General features: G+C 68.8%; 19 protein-coding genes and 1 riboswitch. Of the genes, 6 read left to right on the top strand and 13 right to left on the bottom strand.

Annotated features, from left to right (window positions below; translation table 11 throughout):
* The first annotated feature begins 53 nt into the window (after positions 1 to 53).
* On the top strand, positions 54 to 611 hold the full coding sequence (locus MMG85_RS01820) for a DUF3228 family protein (protein ID WP_241044387.1): 558 nt from the start codon (positions 54 to 56) through the stop codon (positions 609 to 611).
* A 22-nt stretch (positions 612 to 633) separates the two neighbouring features.
* Here the strand turns inward: MMG85_RS01820 and MMG85_RS01815 are convergent, their stop codons facing one another.
* From MMG85_RS01815 to ahcY, 4 genes are all read right to left on the bottom strand, one after another.
* Complete coding sequence (locus tag MMG85_RS01815; RefSeq protein ID WP_241044386.1) at positions 634 to 1,140, bottom strand: gluconokinase, GntK/IdnK-type; 507 nt, start codon at positions 1,138 to 1,140, stop codon at positions 634 to 636.
* Positions 1,137 to 3,509, bottom strand: coding sequence for a glycosyl hydrolase family 65 protein (locus MMG85_RS01810; protein WP_241044384.1), 2,373 nt, complete (start codon positions 3,507 to 3,509; stop codon positions 1,137 to 1,139). Before MMG85_RS01810 ends, MMG85_RS01815 begins: the two co-directional genes overlap by 4 nt.
* Positions 3,506 to 4,906 (bottom strand): MFS transporter, encoded by a 1,401-nt coding sequence (locus tag MMG85_RS01805; RefSeq protein ID WP_241044382.1) that lies wholly within the window; start codon positions 4,904 to 4,906, stop codon positions 3,506 to 3,508. The genes MMG85_RS01810 and MMG85_RS01805 overlap by 4 nt, the downstream gene beginning before the upstream one ends.
* Before the next feature lie 207 nt (positions 4,907 to 5,113).
* Positions 5,114 to 6,556, bottom strand: a complete 1,443-nt coding sequence (gene ahcY / locus MMG85_RS01800) for an adenosylhomocysteinase (protein WP_241044380.1) — start codon at positions 6,554 to 6,556, stop codon at positions 5,114 to 5,116.
* A gap of 35 nt (positions 6,557 to 6,591) precedes the next feature.
* A riboswitch (S-adenosyl-L-homocysteine riboswitch) is annotated at positions 6,592 to 6,719 on the bottom strand.
* Between the two features lie 152 nt (positions 6,720 to 6,871).
* Here ahcY and ppc point away from each other — a divergent pair.
* Positions 6,872 to 9,595, top strand: a complete 2,724-nt coding sequence (ppc, locus tag MMG85_RS01795; protein ID WP_241044378.1) for a phosphoenolpyruvate carboxylase — start codon at positions 6,872 to 6,874, stop codon at positions 9,593 to 9,595.
* Between the two features lie 174 nt (positions 9,596 to 9,769).
* Here ppc and MMG85_RS01790 read toward each other — a convergent pair whose 3' ends face one another.
* From MMG85_RS01790 to metK, 3 genes are all read right to left on the bottom strand, one after another.
* A complete protein-coding gene (locus MMG85_RS01790; protein WP_241044376.1) occupies positions 9,770 to 11,629 on the bottom strand; it encodes an ATP-binding cassette domain-containing protein in 1,860 nt (619 codons plus the stop codon).
* 40 nt (positions 11,630 to 11,669) lie between these two features.
* On the bottom strand, positions 11,670 to 12,167 hold the full coding sequence (locus MMG85_RS01785) for an acyl-CoA thioesterase (protein ID WP_241044374.1): 498 nt from the start codon (positions 12,165 to 12,167) through the stop codon (positions 11,670 to 11,672).
* A 276-nt stretch (positions 12,168 to 12,443) separates the two neighbouring features.
* Positions 12,444 to 13,655 carry a methionine adenosyltransferase gene (gene metK / locus MMG85_RS01780; RefSeq protein WP_241044372.1) on the bottom strand — a complete coding sequence of 404 codons (1,212 nt, stop codon included), beginning with the start codon at positions 13,653 to 13,655 and terminating at the stop codon, positions 12,444 to 12,446.
* Between the two features lie 204 nt (positions 13,656 to 13,859).
* Between metK and MMG85_RS01775 the strand changes: the two genes are divergently transcribed.
* Genes MMG85_RS01775 through MMG85_RS01765 form a run of 3 tightly spaced genes read left to right on the top strand, consistent with a single transcriptional unit; the run spans position 13,860 to position 17,487 of the window.
* The gene (locus MMG85_RS01775; RefSeq protein ID WP_241044370.1) at positions 13,860 to 15,587 is read left to right on the top strand and encodes a GNAT family N-acyltransferase; all 1,728 of its coding nucleotides are present in this window, start codon (positions 13,860 to 13,862) and stop codon (positions 15,585 to 15,587) included.
* Positions 15,584 to 16,402, top strand: a complete 819-nt coding sequence (locus MMG85_RS01770; RefSeq protein ID WP_241044369.1) for a UDP-2,3-diacylglucosamine diphosphatase — start codon at positions 15,584 to 15,586, stop codon at positions 16,400 to 16,402. Before MMG85_RS01775 ends, MMG85_RS01770 begins: the two co-directional genes overlap by 4 nt.
* 32 nt (positions 16,403 to 16,434) lie before the next feature.
* Entirely contained in the window at positions 16,435 to 17,487 is a 1,053-nt protein-coding gene (locus MMG85_RS01765) for a metal-dependent hydrolase (protein ID WP_241044368.1), read from the top strand.
* Between the two features lie 155 nt (positions 17,488 to 17,642).
* On the opposite strand, the gene MMG85_RS01760 is transcribed toward MMG85_RS01765, so the two are convergent.
* The 6 genes from MMG85_RS01760 to MMG85_RS01735 form a co-directional block, all read right to left on the bottom strand.
* On the bottom strand, positions 17,643 to 17,987 hold the full coding sequence (locus MMG85_RS01760; RefSeq protein ID WP_241044367.1) for a hypothetical protein: 345 nt from the start codon (positions 17,985 to 17,987) through the stop codon (positions 17,643 to 17,645).
* Positions 17,988 to 18,140: 153 nt separating this feature from the next.
* Positions 18,141 to 18,962: a methyltransferase domain-containing protein gene (locus MMG85_RS01755; protein WP_241044366.1), complete on the bottom strand. Its 822-nt coding sequence runs from the start codon at positions 18,960 to 18,962 to the stop codon at positions 18,141 to 18,143.
* Positions 18,963 to 18,985: 23 nt separating this feature from the next.
* Positions 18,986 to 19,978, bottom strand: coding sequence for a tRNA dihydrouridine synthase DusB (dusB, locus tag MMG85_RS01750; protein ID WP_241044365.1), 993 nt, complete (start codon positions 19,976 to 19,978; stop codon positions 18,986 to 18,988).
* Positions 19,979 to 20,016: 38 nt separating this feature from the next.
* Entirely contained in the window at positions 20,017 to 20,988 is a 972-nt protein-coding gene (locus tag MMG85_RS01745; protein WP_241044608.1) for a ribokinase, read from the bottom strand.
* A gap of 118 nt (positions 20,989 to 21,106) precedes the next feature.
* Entirely contained in the window at positions 21,107 to 22,405 is a 1,299-nt protein-coding gene (locus MMG85_RS01740) for a nucleoside transporter C-terminal domain-containing protein (protein ID WP_241044364.1), read from the bottom strand.
* 68 nt (positions 22,406 to 22,473) lie between these two features.
* Complete coding sequence (locus MMG85_RS01735) at positions 22,474 to 23,043, bottom strand: TMEM165/GDT1 family protein (RefSeq protein ID WP_241044363.1); 570 nt, start codon at positions 23,041 to 23,043, stop codon at positions 22,474 to 22,476.
* A 337-nt stretch (positions 23,044 to 23,380) separates the two neighbouring features.
* On the opposite strand from MMG85_RS01735, the gene MMG85_RS01730 reads away from it, so the two are divergent.
* Positions 23,381 to 23,587, top strand: coding sequence for a hemin uptake protein HemP (locus MMG85_RS01730; protein WP_241044361.1), 207 nt, complete (start codon positions 23,381 to 23,383; stop codon positions 23,585 to 23,587).
* Positions 23,588 to 23,680 lie beyond the last annotated feature (93 nt).

The raw sequence follows: 23,680 nt of genomic DNA, 5'->3' as shown, positions 1-23,680 counted from the left end.
GCCGCCGGCTTCGGCTGCGGGTACCCTGTCGCCCTCCCGTCCCCGGCCATCGCATGACCATCGTCCTGACCCCGTTCGCCCGCACCCGCCTGTTCCCGGCCGACCGGCGCCGCAATGCCATCCAGGACTGCACGCCGCAGGCCTTCGAGCAGCGCCTCAACGCGGAGGCGCCGCTGCACGTCCTCGATGGCTATGCGCCGTTCTGCCGCCTGCATGTGCACCGCAACTGGACCTCGACCCGTTGCCTGACCGTGCCCATCACCGACGACAACCGCCACCTGCTGCGATCAGGCTATGAAGCGCGCTCGTCGGCGGAGTTGCCGGTGCTGGTGCGCTGGTTCGAAGGCGTCGAACCGCCGGTCGCCGAGTACCTGATCGTCATCCTCTACAGCGCCGCACAGCTGGCCAAGGAGAAGGCGCCGATCACCGGCGACTGGGGCGTCGTCGGTTGCCTATACACGCAGACGCCGGAGGAGATCCCGATGGCGCCCATCACGATGATGCGCAATGCGCTGGGCGTGGAGGAGGGTGGATCGGGCGTGCCGCTGGATGCGGCGGCCTATCGGCGCAGCGTGGCGTTCTGGGAACACAACGCCAACTGGCGCCCGTAGCCGGCGCGCGCAGGCCGCGTCGTCAGTCGAGCATCGCCAGTGCGTGGCGCAGTTGCACGGCGGGCGTATCGTCCATCGCGATCCGCGTCACGTCAGGCTCTGCCTGCGGCAGTTCCAAGGCGTCGAACTGGCTGTCCAGCAGCGACGGCGGCATGTAGTGGCCCTGCCGCGCCTGCATGCGTGCGGCGACCAGCGCCGGGTCGCCCTGCAGGAACAGGAAGCGCAGCGGCAATCCGGTCGCGCGCAGACGGTCGCGATGGCGCCGACGCAGGCCGGAGAAGGCCAGCACCACGCGTTCGCCGGCTGCCACGCGGCGCTGCAGGTCGGCGGCGATGCGGCGCACCCAGGGCGCGCGCATGCGGTCGGTGAGCGGATGGCCGCCGGCCATCCGCGTTTTCGCGGCCTCGCTGTGGAAATCGTCGGCATCGAGGAAGGTCGCCGGCCATGCGTCGGCCAATGCGCGTGCCAGCGTGGTCTTGCCACTGCCCGACACGCCCATCACCACGACCACGCGCGTGCGCCCGTTCATGCCGGCACTTCCACCCGCAGCTGGTACGTGCGGCCGGCTTCGACGTCACGGATGACCGCATCGTGCTGCCAGACGCCATCCAGCGCCACGCGCGCCTGCTTGAGGCTGGCCACGCGTTCGATCTCCACCTCGAAAGTTGCACCACGGAACCGCCGCGATGCGCGCGCCGACGGCCAGTGCGAGGGCAGCTGCGGTGCGATCCGCAACGCATCGCCGTCGCCGCGCAGGCCGAACAGTTCCTCCACCAGGCAGCGGTACAGCCACGCGGCGGTGCCGGTGTTGAACAGCTGGCTGGAACGGCCGGCGGTGCGCGGGTGCAGGCGCCACGCGCCGCGATAGTAATTGGGCACGAACACCGGCAGTTGGCCGCGCTGCAGGCAATCGTCCGGCGCCGGCGATGGCAGCATCGCGCGCAGCACCTGCCAGGCGCGGTCGGCATCGCCCACCTGGTACAGGCTGTAGAGGTAGAACGCGGCCGCATGGTTGTAGACCGCGCCGTTCTCGGCGCTGCCGGGGAACTTCTGCGTCACCCGGCCCACGTCCTCGCGCATGCGCGTGTACGGCGGGTCGTACATGGTCACGCCGTACGGCGACACCAGGTGCGCGTCGACGGCGGCCAGCATGCGCGCGCGCTTGTCGTCGTCCGCCGCACCGCTGAGCAGGGCCCAGGTCTGCGGATTGAGGAAGACGCGGCCTTCGCGATCCGCACTGATGCCGAAGGCGACGCCGTCGTCGGTGATGCCGCGGCCGTACCAGTCGCCGTCCCACAGGTGGGTGTTCATGGCGGCGTTGCAGGCATCCGCGCCCGCGCGGAATTCGCCGGCAAGCGCATCGTCGCCGCGTCGCACGCAGATCGCCACCCATTGCGTCAGCGCGTACGCGCTGGCCAGCGTCAGCCAGCCGGATACGCCGCGTCCGCGCCAGCCGACCATGTTCATCGGGTCGCACCAGTCGCCCTGGGCGATGTAGCTCAACCCGCGCTCATCGCGTGCCTGCAGCAGCCAGCGCATGGCGCGGCTGATGCGTTCGCCGACCGGGGCGGCATGGCCCTCCCGGTCGGTCACCATGGTATCGAGCAGGGCGTCGTCGCCGGTCTCGTCCAGGTAGGCGCGCAGGCAGACCGGCAGCCACACCGCGTGGTCGGTGTGCGGGATCTGGTTGATGTACTTCAGCTCCGCGCCTTCGGTCAGCAGGATGCCGTCCGGCATCGCACCCGACGGCTCCTGCTGCGACAACGCATGCAGGAACGCCGCCCGCGCCACCTCGGGACGGAGGAAGGCCATGCCCATGTGGTCCTGCAGGTAGTTGCGTGTCTGCGGGTCCGTCGTCAGGCGGTTGACGTCGCCGTGGTAGAACACCTGCCGCGGCAGCCAGTGGTTGGCGAACGCATCCAGCCACGGGTCGGGCGTCTCGATGCGCAGGCAGCCCGCGCCAACGTCGATGTGCGCAGCGCTGCCGGCATGCGCGGCAGCGAATCCCCCGGGCGACAGATGCCGTGCGCGCAGTTGCCGGATCTCGTCGTCGTCACGCGCGGGCGCGAACAGGAAGCGGTATTCCTGGACCTCGTCGTCGTCGAGCGCCACACGGTACTGCAGTACGGTCGTCGGCATTTCGTAGGCCGCCTCGTCACCGCCCAGGTGTTCGCCGCCGACGATGCCGTGCGGCGCATGCAGCCCGCCTTCGCCCTCGAACTGCGCCTGGTTCGCTTCCCAGGCGTCCGGCGTGCGCTCGTGCAGCAGCACGGTACGGTCCTTGAAGTCGCGCTGGCGGAAGTAGTCCTCGACCTTCTGGTACGGCGCGATGCTGTCGCAGACGATCCCGCCCAGGTCGTCACGGTAGCGGCCGGACTGGTTCATCCACGACATGTAGCCGACCGGGAAATACGGATACAGGCTCATCCGTCGTCGTCGCCCCGAGCGGTTGCGCACGCGCACCGTCCACAGCTCGGCCACGTCGTCGACTGGCAGCACCACGCCCATCTCCACCTCGATGCCGTCGCAGCACACCCGCCACGCGACATCGGCCAGGCCCACGGAGAACGCGAACGCCTCCGGCGTGCGGCGCACCGGTTCGTGCGGCACGGAGAACAGCGCGCCGTCTTCCTCGTCCTTGACGTAGCAGAAGCGGCCGGGGTGGTGCGCGTAGTAGGGCTGTTCCGGCTGCATGAAGGTCTTGGCCTCCAGCGTCGGCGCATGCGCGTACTTGGCCGGTTCCGGCTGCATGAACTGCGCGGTGGCGAAGCCGCGGCAGTTGAGCTGCAGCAGCATCTGCCGGTTCCACAGGAACGTCGACGCGGCCGGCATCGCCGTGGGGCTGGTCAGCACGAAGCGGCGACCCTGTTCCTCGAAACCGTAGGGTACGTCCGTCATGCCGACGCCTCCCGTCGCGCATGCAGGTCGGCCTGGATGCGCGCCAGCGCGGTGTCATCCAGCGGATAGAACCGCATCACCCACGCCGCCAGCAGGGCGACGCCGCCGGGGATGGCCGTCAGCAGCAGCACGATGCCGAGCCGCGACGCATCCGACTGCGCTTCGTTGGCTACGTAGCCCATCCCCGCCAGGATCCACGCGATGGTCGCCGAGGCCAGCGCGCCGCCGAGCTTCTGCGAGAACGTCGCCGCGGCGAACGTCATCGCGGTGGCGCGGCGGCCGGTTTTCCATTCGGTGTAGTCGGCGCAGTCGGCGTACATCGAGAACGCGAGCGGCGACTTGGGCCCCAGCATCAGGCCGACCAGCAGGTTGAGGGCGAACATGGTCCAGAGCGATTCCGCGGGAACGAAGAACATGGCGCAGCTCACCACGCCCACGCCGGCCATCAGCCACGCCATCAGGCGGCGCTTGTCCACGTAGCGGGTCATCAGCGGCGTCAGGCCGGCGCCCACCGCCAGCGCCAGCGCGTAGGTGCCGAGGAACAGGCCGGTCAGCTCGGGACGTCCGAGGTGGTACTTCAGGTAGTACGCCAGCGAGCCGCCGCGCATCACGATGGTCACCATGATGATCAGCGCCAGCGCGAACAGCACCATCCACGGCCGGTTGTGCAGCAGGTCCAGCATGTCCTGGCGGACCGCGCTGCGCTGCTGCGGCGGCGGCAGCACGCGCTCCCGCGTCGTCAGGAACACGGTGACGAACGCCGCCGCCGCGACCACGCCGTACAGCGACAGCGTCAGCTGCCAGCCCAGCGCCTCGTCGCCGCGTCCCAGCCAGCGCACCAGGTCCATCGTCAGCCAGTTGACCGCCATGGTGCCGGCGAAGGCAGCGATGAAGCGGAAGCTGATCAGCTGCGTGCGCTGCTGGCTGTCGGCGGTGATCACGCCGGAGAGTGCGGAGTACGGAATGCTCAGCACCGTATAGGCCAGCATCATCAGGGTGAAGGTCGCATAGGCCCACACCAGCTTTCCGCCATCGCCCAGGTCGGGCACGGTCCAGGTCAGCACGCCGGTGAGCGCCAGCGGCAACGCGCCGTAGAGCAGATAGGGACGGAAGCGGCCGAAGCGGCTGCGCGTGCGGTCGGCCAGCGCGCCCATCAGTGGGTCGGTGATGGCATCCACCAGCTTGGTGACCAGCATCATCGTGCCGACCGCGGCGGCGGCCAGGCCCATCACGTCGGTGTAGAAGATGAGCAGGAACGCCGAGATGTTCGCCCAGTACAGGTTGAAGCCGAAATCGCCTATCCCGTAGCCGACCTTCTCGCGCAGGCGCGGCGCCGCGGCATCGGTCGTGCGGCTGGCGGCGCGCGCGGTGTCCGCGCTCCCTTCATCGCGTGGCATGTCCACTCCCGGAGTGTTCCGTGGTGCGACGGGCCGCGCGGAGCGCTGGCCGGTGGCGATCGGAACGGCGGCCAAGCTTGCGATGATCGCGCCGGTGAGGCAAGCGCAGAGGCGCGTCTGCGCGGTGGCAGGAGCGGATGCCCGTCACGCAATGAGGAACGGGCGCCCTGGGGCGCCCGTTCCTTTGCATCGTGACCGCGGAGGCGATCAGTAGCGGTAGTGGTCCGGCTTGTACGGGCCTTCGACCGCCACGCCCAGGTAGTCGGCCTGGTCCTTGGTCAGGGTGGTCAGCTTCACGCCGATCTTCTCCAGGTGCAGGCGCGCGACTTCCTCGTCCAGCTGCTTGGGCAGGCGGTAGACGGTCTTCTCGTACACGTCCTTGTTGGCCCACAGGTCGATCTGCGCCAGCGTCTGGTTGGCGAACGAGTTGGACATCACGAAGCTCGGGTGGCCGGTGGCGCAGCCCAGGTTCACCAGGCGGCCTTCGGCCAGCAGGAAGATCGCATTGCCGTTCGGGAACACGAACTTGTCCACCTGCGGCTTGATGTTGATGCGCTTGGCCTCAGAGGCGTACAGCGCGTCCACCTGGATCTCGTTGTCGAAGTGGCCGATGTTGCAGACGATGGCCTGGTCCTTCATCGCCTTCATGTGCTCGAGGGTGATGATGTCCTTGTTGCCGGTCGTGGTGACGTAGATGTCGGCCTGGCCCAGGCTGTCTTCGACCGTGTTGACCTCGAAGCCTTCCATCGCCGCCTGCAGCGCGCAGATCGGATCGATCTCGGTGACGATGACGCGGGCGCCGTAGGCGCGCAGCGAATGCGCCGAGCCCTTGCCCACGTCGCCATAGCCGCAGACCACCGCGACCTTGCCGGCCAGCATCACGTCCATCGCGCGCTTCAGGCCGTCGGCCAGCGACTCGCGGCAGCCGTACAGGTTGTCGAACTTGGACTTGGTGACCGAGTCGTTGACGTTGATCGCCGGCACCAGCAGCTTGCCCTGCTCGGCGATCTGGTAGAGGCGGTGCACGCCGGTGGTGGTCTCTTCGGACACGCCCTTCCAGTCCTTGACCACGCGGGTCCAGTAACCGGGACGCTCCTTGGCCACGCGCTTCAGCAGGTCCTTGATCACCTGCTCCTCATGGCTGCCCGCGGCGCTGTTCACCCAGGTGGTGTCGCCCTGTTCCAGCTCGTAGCCCTTGTGGATCAGCAGGGTGACGTCGCCGCCGTCGTCCACCACCAGCTCCGGGCCGGTCAGGGTGCCGTCGGGCAGGGTGAAGGTCAGCGCGTCCAGCGTGCAGTCCCAGTACTCCTCCAGCGTCTCGCCCTTCCAGGCGAACACTGGCGTGCCGGTCGCGGCGATCGCGGCGGCGGCGTGGTCCTGGGTCGAGAAGATGTTGCACGAGGCCCAGCGGACGTCGGCGCCGATGTCCTTCAGCGTCTCGATCAGCACCGCGGTCTGGATGGTCATGTGCAGCGAGCCGGTCACGCGCACGCCCTTCAGCGGCTTGGCGGCGGCGTGCTTGCGGCGGATCGACATCAGGCCCGGCATCTCGTGCTCGGCGATGTCCAGTTCCTTGCGGCCCCAATCGGCCAGCGAGATGTCGGCGACCTTGTAGTCGCCTTCGGTCGAAAACGTGCGTACTGCGTTCATGGCTGTTGCTCCGGTCTGTGCGATCAGGGTCGCAGGGTATCCGGGCGCCGTTGCAGGTTCATTCCGCCGAGCCTGGCCGGACTATGTGGAAAGTCTGCACAGGGATGTGCAGGCTCTTGCGGAAGGATCCGCACATGTCACGGTCGCAGCGCCCCTCGGCGAAGGGCGGCCATTATATCGCTTGTTCCGGATGAAACGATGACGCCGCCGTTCACGTGATCGGGTAGGCTTCGGATTGCTGCCTTGCAGCAGACCAGTTGCCCTTTGCGACCATACCAATCCAGGCCCAATGAACGACGGGACCCCGCGCCACGCATGAACAGCCCCCGCAGCCTCGAATTCGCTCCGCCCGATGTCCCTCTCCGTGAAGACGTGCGCCGGCTCGGCGCGCTGGTCGGCGACATGCTGGCCGAACAGGTCTCGCCGGCCTTCCTGGCCGAGGTGGAGCGCGTGCGCACCACCGCCATCGCCCGTCGGCAGGCCGGCGATCCGCCGCAGTCGCTGGCCGGCCTGCTGGAGGGCCAGGCCCCGGCGCAGGCCGAATCGCTGATCCGCGCCTTCAGCACCTACTTCCAGGTGGTCAACATCGCCGAGCGCGTGCACCGCATCCGCCGCCGGCGCGAGTACCAGCGTGCCGGCAGCACCCGTCCGCAGCCGGACGGCCTGCACGACACGCTGTCCAAGCTGAAGGCACAGGGCGTGACGCTGCAGGAACTCGCGCAGTGGCTGCCGCGCATCGATGTGGAACCGGTGTTCACCGCGCATCCGACCGAAGCCGTGCGCCGCGCGCTGCTGGAGAAGGAACAACTGATGGTGGCCAGCCTGATCAACGGGCTGGACGGCACGCGCACGCCGGGTGAACTGGCGACCGACACCGCGCGCTTCCGCATGGCGCTGACCTCGGCCTGGCAGACGGCCGATTCGTCGCCGGTGCGCCCGGGCGTGGAGGACGAGCGCGAGCACGTCGGCTTCTACCTGATCGAAGTGCTCTACCGCGTCATCCCGGTGCTGTACGAAACGCTGGAAAGCGCGATCACCGACGTCTACGGTCCCGCACCGGAGGTCACCACGCACCTGCCGCGCGTGCTGCGCTTCGGCACCTGGGTCGGCGGCGACATGGACGGCAATCCGAATGTGGATGCGCGCACGGTCAGCGCCACGCTGGACGCGCAGCGCCGCGCCATCCTCACGCGCTACCTGAAGGAACTGCGCCAGCTGACCACGTTGCTCAGCCAGTCAAGCGCCATCATCGGCGTGTCGCCCGAGGTCACCGCGCGCGTGGAGGCCTACCGCGCGCTGATGCCGGAGGCGGCGAAGAAATCGCGCCCGCGCCACGGCGACATGCCGTACCGCCTGCTCAACGACCTGATGCGCGCGCGCCTGCAGGCCACGCTGGACGATCGCCCCGAAGGCTACGCCTCACCCGCGGAACTGGCGGCCGATATCGATCTGATCCTGCACAGCCTGGAAGCCAACCGCGGCCTGCATGCCGGCTGGTTCGCCGTGCGCCGGCTGGCGTGGCGCGTGCGCACGTTCGGTTTCCATCTTGCGCGGCTGGACGTGCGCCAGGAGTCCAGCGTGCACGCGCGTGCCGTCGCCGCCGCACTGGGCGATTCCCAGTGGGAAGACCGCGACGCCGTCGAGCGCGCGGCCCTGCTGGGTCCGCACGCCAGCGGTGCGGCGACGCTGCCGGCCAGCAGCGAAGAGGGCAACGACCGACTCGATGCCGTGTTCCGCGCGCTGGCCGATGCACGCACGCGCCACGGCACCGATGCGCTGGGCACCTACATCATCAGCATGGCGCACAGCCGCGCCGACGTGCTGACTGTACTGGCGCTGGCGCGGCGCGGTGGCCTGGTCGACGACGCCGGCCAGGTGCCGCTCGACATCGCGCCGCTGTTCGAAACCATCGATGACCTTGGCCATGGCACGGAGGTGCTGCGCGATCTGTTGGCCGATCCGGTCTACCGCGCCCACCTGGCCGCGCGCGACAACGTGCAGATGGTGATGCTCGGCTACTCCGACAGCGGCAAGGACGGCGGCATCGCCGCCTCCCGCTGGGGCTTGCAGCGCGCACAGGTGGACCTGGTCGACGCCGCGCAGGACCTGGGCATCAAGCTGACGTTCTTCCATGGTCGCGGCGGCTCCATCATCCGCGGTGGCGGCAAGACCTCGCGCGCGCTGGAAGCGGCGCCGCGCGGCAGCGTGGACGGACGCCTGCGCGTGACCGAGCAGGGCGAGGTGATCCACCGCAAGTACGGCATCCGTGCGCTGGCGTTGCGCTCGCTGGAGCAGTCGGTCGGCGCGGTGCTGCTGTCCAGCCTGCGGCCGCGCCCGCCGGAGCCGCGCGAGGCGCGCTGGCGCGAGATCATGGCGCGGGTGGCCGAGGAAAGTTCGCAGGCGTACCGCGCCTTCGTGCAGTCGCCGCGCTTCATGGACTACTTCCGCAGCGCCACGCCGATCGACGTGATCGAACGGATGACGCTGGGCTCGCGGCCCTCGCGGCGGCTGGGGCAGGACGCCGCGCTCGGCAACCTGCGTGCCATCCCGTGGGTCTTCGCCTGGAGCCAGGCGCGCGCGGTGATTCCCGGCTGGTACGGCGTGGGCACCGGCCTGCAGGCGGCGGTGGACGCGTATGGCGAAGACGCGCTGGCGGAAATGGCCCGCGACTGGCCGTTCTTCAAGACCTTCCTCGACGACGTGTCGATGGTGCTGGCCAAGGGCGACCTGAGCATCGCCGAGATGTATTCAAGGATGTCCGGCGCGTTGCACGATGAGTTCTTCCCGCAGGTGCAGCAGGAGCACGCCACCGTCGTGCGCTGGGTGCTGGCGCTCAACGGCAACGAATGGCTGCTGCAGCACGACCAGCGCCTCGCGCTGTCGATCCGCCTGCGCAACCCCTACATCGACCCGATCAGCGTGATGCAGGCCGACCTGCTGAAGCGCTGGCGCGACAGCGACCGCGAGGACGACACGCTGCTGCATGCCTTGGTCGCCAGCATCAACGGCGTGTCGCAGGGTGTGCAGAACACCGGGTGATCGCGCTGCTGCCGCCCGTTGTAGGAGCGACGTGAGTCGCGACCGCACGTTGTCCGGTCGCGATGGAGCGAGGTGGCGAAATGCAGGTTGGCGGGGTCGGCAGATGCGTCGACGTTGGTCGGCCGTCAGTGCGTGCGGTCGCGACTCACGTCGCTCCTACAGTGAAGCCACTGCTCACCCATCCAGCTCCGACCAGCGCTGATAGGCGTGGTCCAGTTCGGCCTGCTTGGCGGCGAGTTCGTCGTTGGCGCGCTGCAGGTCGGCAGGGGATTGCTGGTAGTAGGCCGGGTCGTTCATCGCGGCGGTGCGCTTGGCGACCTCGCCTTCCAGGGCTTCGATGCGCGAGGGCAGCAGTTCCAGCTCACGCGCTTCCTTGAAGCCGAGCTTGCGCTTGGCGGCGGCGGGTTCGGGCTGGTGCGACAGCGTCGGTTTGGCAGGCGTGGCGGAGGTTGCGGCAGGCGTGCGCCGCTGGCGCAGCCAATCGGAGTAGCCGCCCACGTAGTCGCCCAGCCGGCCTTCGCCTTCCAGTACCAGCGTGCTGGTGACCACGTTGTCGAGGAAATCGCGGTCGTGGCTGACCAGCAGCAGCGTGCCCTTGTAGTCCAGCAGCAGCTCTTCCAGCAGTTCCAGCGTTTCCACGTCCAGGTCGTTGGTGGGTTCGTCCATCACCAGCAGGTTGGAGGGCTGCGCGAACAGCTTGGCCAGCAGCAGCCGGTTGCGCTCGCCGCCGGACAGGCGGGTGATCGGTGCGCGGGCGCGTTCGGGCGAGAACAGGAAGTCCTGCAGGTAGCCGATCACATGCTTGCGGCTGCCGTTGATCTCGACGAAATCGCTGCCCTCGGCCACGTTCTCCAGCGTGGTGCGGGTGTCGTCCAGCTGGCTGCGGTGCTGGTCGAAGTAGGCGATCTGCAGGCCGGTGCCCAGTTTCACCTCGCCGTGTTGCGGGGCCAGTTCGCCCAGCAGGATCTTCAGCAGCGTCGACTTGCCGGCGCCGTTGGGCCCGACGATGCCGACGCGGTCGCCGCGCATGATCGTCGCCGACACGTCGTCCAGCAGCACGCGGCCGTCGTAGGCCTGGGTGATGTGGGTGGCCTCGATGACCTTCTTGCCTGACGACTGCGCCGCCGCGGCTTCCATCCTGACGTTGCCGGACAGGTCGCGGCGTTGCGCGCGCTCGCGGCGCATCGCCTTCAGTGCGGTCACGCGGCCTTCGTTGCGGGTGCGGCGCGCCTTGATGCCCTGGCGGATCCACACTTCTTCCTGCGCCAGCAGCTTGTCGAAGCGCGCGTTCTCCTGCGCTTCGGCATGCAGCCGTTCTTCGCGGCGGCGCAGGTAGTTGTCGTAGTCGCCGGGCCAGCTGGTCAGCTGGCCGCGGTCGATCTCCAGGATGCGCGTGGCCAGCGAGCGCAGGAAGCTGCGGTCGTGGGTGACGAACACGATGCTGCCGCCGAAGGACTTGAGGAAGCCTTCCAGCCAGGCGATCGCCTCGATGTCGAGATGGTTGGTCGGTTCGTCCAGCAGCAGGATGCCGGGGTTGCGCACCAGCGCCTGCGCCAGCAGCACGCGGCGCTTCATGCCGCCGGACAGCGCGGCGAAGTCGGTCTCTTCCGGCAGTTCCAGACGCGTCAGCACCTGCTGCACGCGCAGGTCCAGGTCCCAGCCGTGCTGGGCCTCGATCTGCGCCTGGGCTTCGCCCATCGCGTCCATGTCGCCGTCGTGCAGCGCGTGGTGGTAGCGCGCCAGCAACTGGCCCAGGTCGCCCAGGCCCTGCGCGACCACGTCGAACACCGTGCCCTGCGTGTCCTGCGGCACTTCCTGCGCCATGCGCGCGACCACCACGCCGTTCTGCACGCGGATCTCGCCGTCGTCCGGCTTCAGTTCGCCGGCCATCAGCCGCATCAGGGTGGATTTGCCCATGCCGTTGCGGCCGACGATGCAGACGCGCTCGCCGGCTTCGATGGACAGGTCGACGTGTTCGAGGAGAAGCGGCCCGCCGACGCTGAAGTCGACCCGCTGGAATTGCATCAATGACATGCGCGCATTGTAGCCGGCGCGCGCCGGTCGCAGCGGCCGATCAGGCGTTTTCCGCCGCCAGGCTGCCGAGCTCGGCGTGCCGCCGTTCCATTTCCTCGCGCAACTGCCGGCGCAGGCGCGCGGCGGCGAAGCGGCGGACCTCGTCCGGCGTGGACGGTTCCAGCGGCGGGACCGGAGTGGTCCGGCCCTCGTCATCGACCGCTACCATGGTGAAGAAGCAGCTGTTGGCGTGGCGCACGCTCTGCTTGCGGATGTCCTCGGCCACCACCTTGATGCCGATTTCCATCGACGAGGTGCCGGTGTGGTTGACCGAGGCCAGGAAGGTCACCAGTTCGCCCACGTTGATGGCCTGGCGGAACATCACCTGGTCCACCGACAGGGTGACCACGTACTTGCCGGCATAGCGGCTGCCGCAGGCGTAGGCCACCTGATCGAGCAGCTTGAGGATGGCGCCGCCGTGGACCTTGCCGGAGAAGTTGGCCATGTCCGGGGTCATCAGCACGGTCATGGTGAGCTGGTGGCTTTTCAGGGTGTCCATGGCGTGGGTTCGCGGGGGAACTGGTGGGCAGGCTAACGCATTCCGTCCACGTCGCACCGACCTGCGTTGTAGAGCCGGGCTTGCTTGGCTGATGGGGTGCGGGGACGTGCGTGCAAGCAGCGGAGCGAGCTCTGCGCTACTGCGGAAAGGCAAACGGGCCGCGTGAGCGGCCCGTTTTTTTGGAGCTGGAGCGAAGAGGCAAGACGCTGGATCCCCGCCTTCGCGGGGATGACGGGCCGGCAAAGGCGCCTGCGCGTGCGCAGGCGCGCCGGACCGTCACTTCAGCTTGGCGTCCTTGCGCAGGGCTTCGGCGCGGTCGGTCTTCTCCCAGGAGAAGGCGGTCGCGGTGTGCTTCTTGCCGGCGCCGTCGGTGTAGCTGATCTCCTTCGGCTTGCGGCCGAAGTGGCCGTAACTGGCGGTCGGCTGGTAGATCGGGTGCTCCAGGTCCAGCATCTTCGTGATCCCGTACGGGCGCAGGTCGAAGTGCTTGCGGATCAGCTTCTCGATCAGGTCGTCGCCGACCTTGCCGGTGCCGAAGGTGGTGACCGAGATCGAGGTCGGCTCGGCCACGCCGATGGCGTAGGAGACCTGCACTTCGCACTTGTCGGCCAAGCCGGCGGCCACGATGTTCTTGGCCACGTAGCGCGCGGCGTAGGCGGCCGAGCGGTCGACCTTCGACGGGTCCTTGCCCGAGAACGCGCCGCCGCCGTGGCGGGCCATGCCGCCGTAGCTGTCGACAATGATCTTGCGGCCGGTCAGGCCGCAGTCGCCCACCGGGCCGCCGATGACGAACTTGCCGGTCGGGTTGATGTGCACCTTGTTCTTCGGCAGCGCGTCCAGCCACTTCTTCGGCAGTACCGGCACCAGGATCTCGGCGCGCACGGCTTCGATCAGGTCCTTCTGCTTGATGTCCGGGTCGTGCTGGGTGGACAGCACCACCGCGTCGAGGCCGAGGATGCTGTTGCCGTCGTAGCGCAGGGTGACCTGCGACTTGGCGTCCGGGCGCAGCCACTTCAGCTTGCCCTTCTTGCGCACCTTGGCCTGCTGCTCGACCAGGCGGTGGCTGTAGTACAGCGGGGCCGGCATGAACTCCGGCGCCTCGTTGCAGGCATAGCCGAACATCAGGCCCTGGTCGCCGGCGCCCTGTTCTTCCGGCTTCTTGCGGTCCACGCCCTGGTTGATGTCGGGCGACTGCTTGCCCAGCATGTTGATGATGGCGCAGGTGTGGCCGTCGAAGCCGACGTCCGAATTGTCGTAGCCGATGTCGTTGATGACCTTGCGCGCCAGCGACTCGATGTCGACCCATGCGGTGGTGGTGACTTCGCCGGCCACGATGGCCGCACCCGTCTTCACCAGCGTCTCGCAGGCCACGCGCGCGCGCTTGTCCTGGGCCAGGATCGCGTCCAGCACGGCGTCGGAAATCTGGTCGGCGATCTTGTCCGGATGGCCTTCGGAGACCGATTCGGAGGTGAACAGGTAGCTGGACATCGGGCTTATATCCTTTGATTCGGATGAAAAGATGGGCGCGCATGATACACGCCGCGGAGGGTGCGTGCATTCTGCGTCGTTCAGGGTCGCCGCGGGTTAAGCGCGGGTCACGGCCTGCTGTCACCGGATTGCCAGAAAACGGCAACCGGGCTGTCGCCGGACGCGCGCAGGCTGCGCGGCGAAACCCCGCCGCCGGCCCCTGCCATGCACCCGCTGGAACGCCAGATCGCCGAACGCTATCCCCACTGGTTCCGTGGCCGTCGTGCCCGGCTGACCCAGCCGCTGCTGCGCACGCTGGGGCGCTGGTCGAAGCTCGACCAGGCCTATGCCTTCCTCGCCGACCACGGTCACCTGCAAGGGCTGGCCTTCGTCGACGCCGCCATCGACCACCTCAACCTGCGCCCGACCGTCGAACCCGAAGGCGAGCGCCGCATTCCCGCGCAGGGCCGCTTGCTGATCGTCGCCAACCATCCGTCCGGGGCGCTCGATGCCCTGGCGTTGCTGCAACTGGTCGGCCGCGTGCGCCGCGACGTCCGGATCGTGGCGAACGACTTCCTGATGGACATCGCGCCGCTGGCCGAACTGCTGCTGCCGGTGCGCATCTTGGGCGGCGCGCCGGGCGTGGACAGCGTGCGCGCCGTCGAGCGGGCGCTGGAGGCCGAGCAGTGCGTGATCGTGTTCCCCGCAGGCGAGGTGTCGCGGCTGGGGCCGCGTGGCGTGCGCGATACGCGCTGGCGCCGCGGCTTCCTGCGCTTCGCGCGGGCGACCGGGGCACCCGTGCTGCCGATCCGGGTGCAGGCGCGCAACTCCCCGCTGTTCTACGGCGCCTCGGCGCTGTTCAAGCCGGCCGGCACCGCGCTGCTGGCACGCGAGATGTTCCGCCGCAGCCAGCGGCGCCTGCATCTGCATGTCGGCCAGGTGCTGCGCGTGGATGCGGAAGAAGCCGCCGTCACCGTGATCGAGCGGGTGCGTTCGGCGCTGTATGCGCTCGGACGGCCCGCGAAGGCGGCGTCACCGGAACCGGCCGACACCGCCGAACCGCTGGTGGGCGCGCTGGCGCCGGACGTCCTGGCGGCCTGCATCGACACGCTAGACGTGCTGGGCGAGACCACCGACGGCAAGCGCATCTGCGTGGGAAGGCTGGCCGGCGGCTCGCCGCTGCTGCGCGAGATCGGCCGCCTGCGCGAACTGACGTTCCGTGCGGTGGGTGAGGGCACCGGCAAGCGCATGGACGTGGACGCCTTCGATACCTGGTACGAGCACATCGTGCTGTGGGACGCGGCGCAGCGGAAGATCGCCGGCGCCTACCGCATCGCCCGCGGCGCGCCGGTGCTGGCCGCGCAGGGGCTGAAGGGGCTCTACACCGCGTCGCTGTTCGACTACGCCGACGATGCGCTGCCGCGGCTGGCCGCCGGCATGGAGCTGGGCCGCAGCTTCGTGGTGCCCGAATACTGGGGCAGCCGCAGCATCGACTACCTGTGGCAGGGCATCGGCGCCTACCTGCGCCGGCATCCGCGCGTGCGCTACCTGTTCGGGGCGGTGTCGATGAGTGCCGCGCTGCCGCTGGATGCGCGCGAACAGATCGTCGCGTACTACGCGCACTACTACGGCGACCCGAGCGGCGAGGCGCGGTCGCGCCATCCGTTCCGCTACACGGCGACGCCGCCGTGCTTCGATGCGCTGGATGCCGAGACCGCTTTCCGCGTGCTGAAGACCAACCTCGATACGCTGGGGGCGACCGTGCCGATGCTCTACAAGCAGTACACCGACCTGTGCGAACCCGGCGGCGCGCGTTTCCTCGCGTTCGGCGTGGATCCGGATTTCAGCGATTCCCTCGATGGTCTGATCGAAGTGGACCTGCACCGGATCCGGCCGCGAAAGCGGGAGCGTTACCTCGGCGATGCGTGGCGCCCGGTGGAGGCGGCGGCATGAGCCCGCGGGCCGCGCCATCGCCGATGCGGCGCGCGGTCTTCGTCTCCGACGTCCATCTGGGTTCCAAGCATTGCCACGCGGCCGAGTTCGCCGATTTCCTCGCCGGCCTGCAGTGCAAGCGGCTCTACCTGGTGGGCGACATCATCGACCTGTGGTGGATGGCGCAGCGTCGTGCCTCCTGGGATGCGGCCCACAACCGGGTGGTGGAGGCCTTGCATGCGCTGGCGCGCAACGGCACCGAACTGATCTACGTGCCCGGCAATCACGACCGCCCGATCCGCCGCTTCTGCGGCCTGATGCTGCCGGCCATGCAGGTGCGCCGGCGTGCCATCCACACCACGCTGGATGGTCGCCGCCTGCTGGTGACGCACGGCGACGATTACGACGGCGTCACCCACTTCGGCGGCCTGCAGGAAAAGTTCGGCGACTGGCTGTACTACCGCATCCTCACCGGCAACCGCCTGACCAACCAGCTGCGCCGCCGCCTCGGCCTGCGCTACTGGTCGCTGGCGGAATACCTCAAGCGGCAGAGCGACGCCGCCGAGCGCTACATCGGCCGCTTCGTGCAGGCGGGCCTGGACGATGCGCGTCGCCGCGGCCTGGACGGCATCGTCTGCGGCCATATCCATCGCGCCTCGCTGCTGCAGCGCGATGGCCTGCTGTACGCGAACGACGGCGACTGGGTCGAGAGCCTGACCGCACTCAGCGAGGAGGCCGACGGCACGCTGTGCCTGCTGTCGCACACCGGCAAGGTGCTGGGCGAAGTGGCGCCCAGGCTGCGGCTGGTGCCGCAGGACGCCCAACGCGCCGCGTGAGCAAACGCACGTCCGGCTGCTAGGATCGCCGGATGGATTCCCTCAGCCAGATCGTTCTCGGCGGCGCCGTCGCCGCCCTCATCGCCCCCGCCGCGCATCGTCGCGCCGCCCTGCTCGCCGGCGCCGCCCTCGGCACGTTGCCGGATCTCGACAGCCTGCCCATCGCGTTGTTCTCCGACAATCCGGTCACGCTGATGACCGTGCATCGCAGCTTCAGCCATTCGCTGTTCGTGCTGCCGCTGGTGGGCTGGCTGGTCTGGTGGTTGTTCAGGCGCTTCGGCAACGGACGCGTGGCGGCCTCGCCGGTGCGGTGGTTCTGGGCGATCCAGCTGGCGCTGGTCACGCATCCGCTGCTGGACGCCTTCACCGTCTACGGCACGCAGCTGTGGTGGCCGCTGGCGCCGCCGCCGACGATGTGGTCGAGCGTTTTCATCATCGATCCGCTCTACACGATATGGCTGCTGGTCGCGTGCATCGCGGCATGGTGCCTGCGCGAGCGCGTGGCCGCGCAGCGTGCGCTGGCGGTCGGACTGGTGCTGAGTAGCGCCTACCTGGGGTGGTCGCTGCTGGCCAAGTCGATGGTGGACCGCGAGGCCGAGCGGACGCTCGCTTCGATGGGACTGGGCGATGCGCCGTATTTCTCGGTGCCGATGCCGTTCAACACCTTGCTGTGGCGCGTGGTGGCGATGACGCCGTCAGGCTATGTCGAAGCCGAGCGCTCGGTGCTGGTCGACGACGGCCCGCTGCATTTCCGTGGCTATCCGTCCAACGTGCAGGCGCTGGCCGAGGCGCGCGACATTGCCACGGTGAAACGCCTGGCATGGTTCAACCGCGGCTTCATGCGCGCGCAGGTGCAGGAGGATCGGCTGGTGCTGTCGGACCTGCGGATGGGGCTGGAGCCGGACTACAACTTCAGCTTCGAAGTCGCGACCCGGCGCGGCGATGGCTGGCAGGCGATTGCCCCCGTGCAGCAGCCGTGGACGGCTCCTGTCTCCGGCATGGCGGGCGTGCGGGCGCTCATGGCCGCCATGTGGAAGCGCATCCGGGAACCCACGCGCGAACCGGTGCGCGCGTCGCTCGGCTAGCCGCCGCGGATGGCGTCGGCGTGAGCCGTATGGCGTCCGACCGAAAGGGGCATTGCCAGGTGCGTTCGTTCTGACGCGTTGCCCGGACCGCGGCAGCGTGCCCGGGCATCGTGTGCCGCGTCGGTGGGTGGGCGCGGCTTCCACGCCCGCCCAACTCAGGAGCCGGTGACCGTTTGCTTCTGGACGTCCTTCGCGCGTGCGCTGGCGTCCTCGCGTGCCACGCGGATGGCCTCGTCCTTGCCCGGCGCGTCCTGCAGTACCACGGCCTGGCCATTCATCAGGCGCTGGTAGTTCTCTTCACCCAGTGCATGGCGGAACTGTTCCGCCGAGCGCTGGTAGGTGTACGGATACTCGGCAAACGAAGTGCGGTTGCCCAGGATCATCTGCACCTTGCGTTCGCTCAGGCCGGTATGTTCCGAAAGTTGCCGGATGGTGTCGCCGGCCTGCGCGGAGAAGGGCGCGGCCAACAGGGCGACGACGAGTGCGGTTCTTACGTTCATGACATCCTCCTCGGGAGGTGATTACCGCTTGCTGCTGCGGGGGATCGCAGGCCGGCGGGGAACCGGCGTGGTCATCCTCACGCTGCGCGCAGGCGGGCCCCAGTGCCGGAAAGCACGGTGACTGCGGTCATGTTTACGCGGCGTATACCTTCGTCAGTAGACCGTCGCGCGCGCCTGCACGAAGGCGTAGAAGAACACCGCATCCGGATCGTTCTGCACGTCGCGCATCTCGTTGCGCATGCCGTCCACCACATCCTGCGGGACGCGCCCGGCGTCGACCATCGAATCGGCCGCCGACAGCAGCAGTTCTTCCCAGAACGCGATCATGTCCTTGCGCCGTGCCGGCTCGCGGTTGTCGAAGTGCACGGTCTTGATCTCCGTCACCACGTCGCGATAGCCGCCGGCCAGCAGCAGGTTGCCCAGCTTGGCGCCGATGAACGGATCGCCGCCGCTGTCGTACTGGAAGTCGTTGAACGCCATCCAGTAGCGCCAGGTGTTCGGCGAATACGGATGCAGCAGGAACGAGGAGTTCATCACCTCGGTGATGTAGATCGGCGAGCCCGGCGCCAGTACGCGACGGACCTCGCTGAGCACGCGGGCCGGGTTCGGCACATGCTCCAGGATCCAGCACAGGAAGGCGGCATCGAATTCGCGGGCGCCATACGGCAGCCGGCTCGCGTCGGCTTCCTGCAGCGCATAGCGGTCGCGGCACCACGGCATCTGCGCCAGGTTGTGGCGGGCGGCGTCGAGCTGCGCGGCATTGAGGTCCACGCAAGTGGCATGCAGATCGGGGAAACGGCGCAACAGAATCTCGGTCTGCGCACCCACGCCGCTGCCGACTTCCAGCAGGCGGCGTACACCGGTGTAGTCGATGCGGTTGAAGATGGTGCTTTCCAGCAGGCGGGCCTGCTTCATCAGCCGCGCCTGCTCCACCGGGGAGAACCCGTGCACGTAGACGGCATTGGTGTCGGTCATGGAAGACTCCGGGACATGAGTGGTCAGGCCGCCGTCGCCAGCGACTCGCCGGCGACGAGTGCATCGAAATAGTCGCGCGTCAGGCGTACCTGTTCGTCTGCGCTTTCCGCGCGGTTCACCACGGCACGGAAGGCGAGGTTCTCCGGCCGGTCCTTGGCGTACCAGCCCAGGTGCTTGCGGGCGATGCGCACACCCTGCGGTTCCCCGTAGAAATCATGCAGGGCATGCAGGTGGCCGAGCAGGAGGTCGCGGATTTCAGGCAGCGACGGCGGCGGCAGGCGTTCGCCGGTGGCGAGGAAATGCGCGATCTCGCGGAAGATCCACGGCCGTCCCTGCGCGGCGCGGCCGATCATCACCGCGTCGGCGCCGGTCTTCGCCAGTACGTAGGCGGCCTTCTCCGGCGAATCGATGTCGCCGTTGGCCACCACCGGGATGCGCAGCGCGGCCTTGATGGCGGCGATGGTGTCGTATTCGGCAGTGCCGGTGTAGTGCTGGTCGCGCGTGCGGCCATGCACGGCCAGCGACGCGATGCCGCTTTCCTGCGCGATGCGGGCGATGACCGGGCCGTTGCGGTGGTCGCAATCCCAGCCGGTGCGGATCTTCAGCGTGACCGGTACGTCCACCGCCTTCACCACCGCTTCCAGGATGCGCCCGACCAGGGCCTCGTCGCGCATCAGCGCCGAGCCGGCCCAGGCGTTGCACACCTTCTTGGCCGGGCAGCCCATGTTGATGTCGATGATCTGCGCGCCGTGGTCGGCGTTGTAGCGGGCGGCGTGCGCCAGCTGCTCCGGTTCGGTACCGGCGATCTGCACGCTGACCGGGCTGGGTTCGCCCTCGTGGTCCATGCGGTGCAGCGACTTGGCGGTGTTCCAGAAGCGCGGGTCGCTGATCGTCATTTCCGACACCGCCAGGCCCGCGCCCAGCCGCTTGCACAGCAGGCGGAACGGCTTGTCGGTGACGCCGGCCATGGGGGCCAGCATCACCGGCGGGTCGATGCGGTAGGGTCCGATCTGCATGGCGGCATTATCCGCCGCCCGCCCGGAGCGGGAAACCGTCAGGCCTGCTCGCCGTGGCGGGCGATCAGCTCCGCGAGCGTCGGCATGGCCAGTGCCGCGCCGGCGCGTTCGGTCGACAGCGCGGCGTAGCGGTTGGCGAAGCGCACGTGGTCGGCAAAGGCCGGCGCGGTATTCCCGGCCAGCGAGGCGGCCAGCGCGCCATTGAAGGCATCGCCCGCGCCGGTGGTGTCGACGACGGTGGCCGCCTCGGCCGCCACGCGGTAGTGCGGCCGCGGGTCGCCGCGAAGCGCGTCCTCCGGATGGGATACGTAGACGCCGGTGGCGCCCAGTGTCACCACGACCGTGCCGTGCGGGAGCAGTTGCCGGCAATGCTGGTGCAGGGTCACGCCGTCGAGCGTGGCGACGTCGTCGGCGGTGATGCGTTCGCCCAGGTGGCGGGCGAGCAGCGCGGCGAACTCGGTTTCGTTGGGCGTGATGAGGTCGGCGAGCGCCAGCAGTTCGGTCGTCGTCGCGGCGTTGGCTGGGGCAGGGTTGAGCACGGTTACCGCGCCCTGCTGGCGTGCGGCCTGCAGCGTGGCCAGCACCGTGTCCGACGGCGATTCCAACTGCACCAACACCACGCCGGCGGCGGCCAGCACGTCCGCCTGTGCGTCGATGAAGCGGGTCGACAGCGCGGCGTTGGCGCCGGCGCCGATCACGATGGTGTTACGTCCGTGCGCATCCACGTAGATGCCGGCCGTGCCGGTCGGTTCCTCGCTGGCCTGCGCGCGCAGGTCCAATCCGTCGACGCTGGCCAGGTCGCGCGCCAGGCGGCCGCCGGCATCGTCGCCGAGGGCGCAGACGAAGGTGGTGGCCGCGCCCGCGCGCACCGCGGCGATGGCCTGGTTGAACCCCTTGCCGCCCGGGCCGCTGGCGTAGCGGCCGGCGATGGTGGCGCCTGCAGCGGGCAGGGCGTCGCAGCGCCAGACGTGATCGACGTTGAAGGAGCCCACGACGACGACGCGGGGCAGGGCGGGGGAAGGCGTGTTCATGCGGTGATACCTGAGATCCGCACCGCGGCAACGCCGCGGTCACGGGAGGGGAACGTAGACAGGGAGAGCGGAGCGGCCGTCGGCCGCCCTGCCCGGATCAGCCGAAGTGCGACAGCACGCCGGCGATGGTGGCTGTCATCAGCGTGGCGATGGTGCCGCCCAGCACGGCGCGCAGGCCGAAGCGCGCCAGGTCCGAACGCCGCTCCGGCGCCAGCCCGCCGATGCCGCCGATCTGGATGGCGATCGAGCTGAAGTTGGCGAAGCCGCACAGCGCGTAGGTGGCGATCAGCTTGCCTTCTTCCGACAACGTCACCCCGGCGACCTTGCCGTTGACGATATCGGCCAGCTGCAGGTAGGCGACGAACTCGTTGATGACCACCTTCTGGCCGATCAGCGAGGCGACCGTGGTCGCGTCCTGCCACGGCACGCCGATCACCCAGGCGATGGGCGCCAGCAGGTAGCCGAAGATCGTGGCCAGGTCGGTCGGCTTGCCGATCGCGGCGGCCAGCCCGGTCGCTTCGCCGAACCAGGTCAGCGGCCAGTTCAGCAGCGCGATCAGGGCGATGAAGGCCAGCAGCATGGCGCCGATGTTCAACGCCAGCCGCAGGCCGTCGCCCGCGCCCGCGGCGGCGGCATCGATGATGTTGCTGGAGGTCTTCTCGACTTCCATCTTCACCGTGCCTCGGGTCAGCGGCGTGCCGGTTTCCGGGATCAGCAGCTTGGCCACCACCAGCGTGGCCGGCGCGGCCATGATGCTGGCCGCCAGCAGGTGCTTGGCGTAGAAGGCCTGCTGCTCGGCGTCGCCGCCGCCCAGCATGCCGACATACGCGGCCAGCACGCCGCCGGCGATGTGGGCCATGCCGCCGATCATCATGGTGATCAGCTCGGACTCGGTCATCTTGGGGATGTACGGGCGCACCGTCAGCGGGGCCTCGGTCTGGCCGATGAAGACGCTGGCGCAGACGCTGGTGGTTTCGGCGCCGGACACCTTCATCACCTTGGTGATGGCCAGCGCCATGATCCGCACAATGAACTGCATCACGCCCAGGTGGTACAGCACGCCCATCAGCGCGGCGAAGAAGATGATGGTGGGCAGCACCTGGAACGCGAAGATGAAACCGTAGGTCTCGGTGTTCATCAGGCTGCCGAAGATGAAGCTGGAGCCGGCGTTGACGAAGCTCAGGATCTTCACGAAACCGTGGCCGAGGGCGTCGAACACTTCCCGTCCGCCCGGCACCAGCAGCACCAGCGCCGCGAAGGCGATCTGCAGGGTGATGCCGGTGGCGACCAGCTTCCAGTCGATCGCCCGACGGTTGTTGGAAAACAGCCAGACGATGCCGATCAGCACCGCCAGACCGAACAGGCCGAAGCCGATCCGCCCCAAGACTTCCAGCATGTATTCCCCCAGACCTGCGTGTTGTTCTGACCGCGCAGTCTAGCAGCGCGCCGGCTCCGCCAGTCCGTTCAGCCAATCCCGTGCCAGGCCACCCAGATCGCCAGGGCCAGGAACACCACCGCGGCCAGGGTCCGGGCCAGCGTCAGCGGCAATCGGTCGGCGAAGCGGTGGCCCAGCCAGACCACCGGCAGGTTGGCCAGCAGCATGCCGACGGTGGTGCCGGCGATCACCTGCCACAGTGGCGTGTACTTGGTGGCCAGCAGCACGGTGGCGACCTGGGTCTTGTCGCCGATCTCGGCGAGGAAGAAGGCGAGGGTGGTGGCGATGAAGGCGCCGTGGGCGGGCAGCTTTTCGTTTTCGTCCAGCGTGTCCGGCTTCAGGGTCCACAGCGCCACGGCCAGGAAACTGGCGGCCACCAGCCAGCGCAGCACCTCGGGCGACAGCCATTCGGTCAGTTCCGCGCCGAGCCAAGCGGAGAGGGCGTGGTTCACCACGGTCGCGGCCAGGATGCCCCAGGCGATCGGCCACGGCTTGCGGTAGCGCGCCGCCAGGAGAAGGGCCAGCAGTTGGGTCTTGTCGCCGATCTCGGCCAGGGTGACGGTGCCGGTGGACACCAGCAGGGCGTGCAGCGATTGCATCAACAACTCCGGGGCCAGGCATTCGCGTCAGGCGCGAAGGCAAACGACGCACTGCCCGGCCCGGGTAAGCACGACGCCTGCCTTCGGTCTTGCCCGGCGAAGCGGATCGCTTCGTCCCGCGCACCATGGTCGGCGGACCAAGTGTGTTGACGCGCGGAACCCGTCAGGACGGGTGGGCTACTCCCCGGAGGAGGAAAGTGCGCGCATTGTAAGGAGGCGGGCAGCGGGACGGCGGAGCCATTCTCATTTGACCGCCCGTCCGGGCGCGGTGCGGAGGTGTTGACGCGCAAATAAGAATCATTATCATCAATGGCGTTCCTTCTCCGGAGCCCCACCCATGATCTCGAACGTCACTGCATTGCCCCTGGCCGACACGTCGGCGCTGCGCGAGCGCCTCTCCCTGCCGTCCGCCGCCCCCCGCGACCACGACGCCCTGGACAGCGAGAGTCTGCTGAAGGGCCAGCGCGAAGTGCTGATCCGCCACGGCGACCGCCTCTATCGCCTGCGTCACACCAGCAACGACAAGCTGATCCTCACCAAGTAATCCGCCACCCCGTCGGCACGCACGGCCGACGGCACCGACTCTCTCCACCGGGCGCCAGCCAAGGATTCTCCGGCCGCCAGCCTTCCGGGTTTT

The organism is Pseudoxanthomonas sp. LH2527, assembly GCF_022539275.1.
In the GTDB taxonomy this organism is placed as follows: Bacteria; Pseudomonadota; Gammaproteobacteria; order Xanthomonadales; family Xanthomonadaceae; genus Pseudoxanthomonas_A.
The sequence above is the reverse complement of the archived record's forward strand: the minus strand, read 5'-3'. Positions and strand labels throughout refer to the sequence as shown.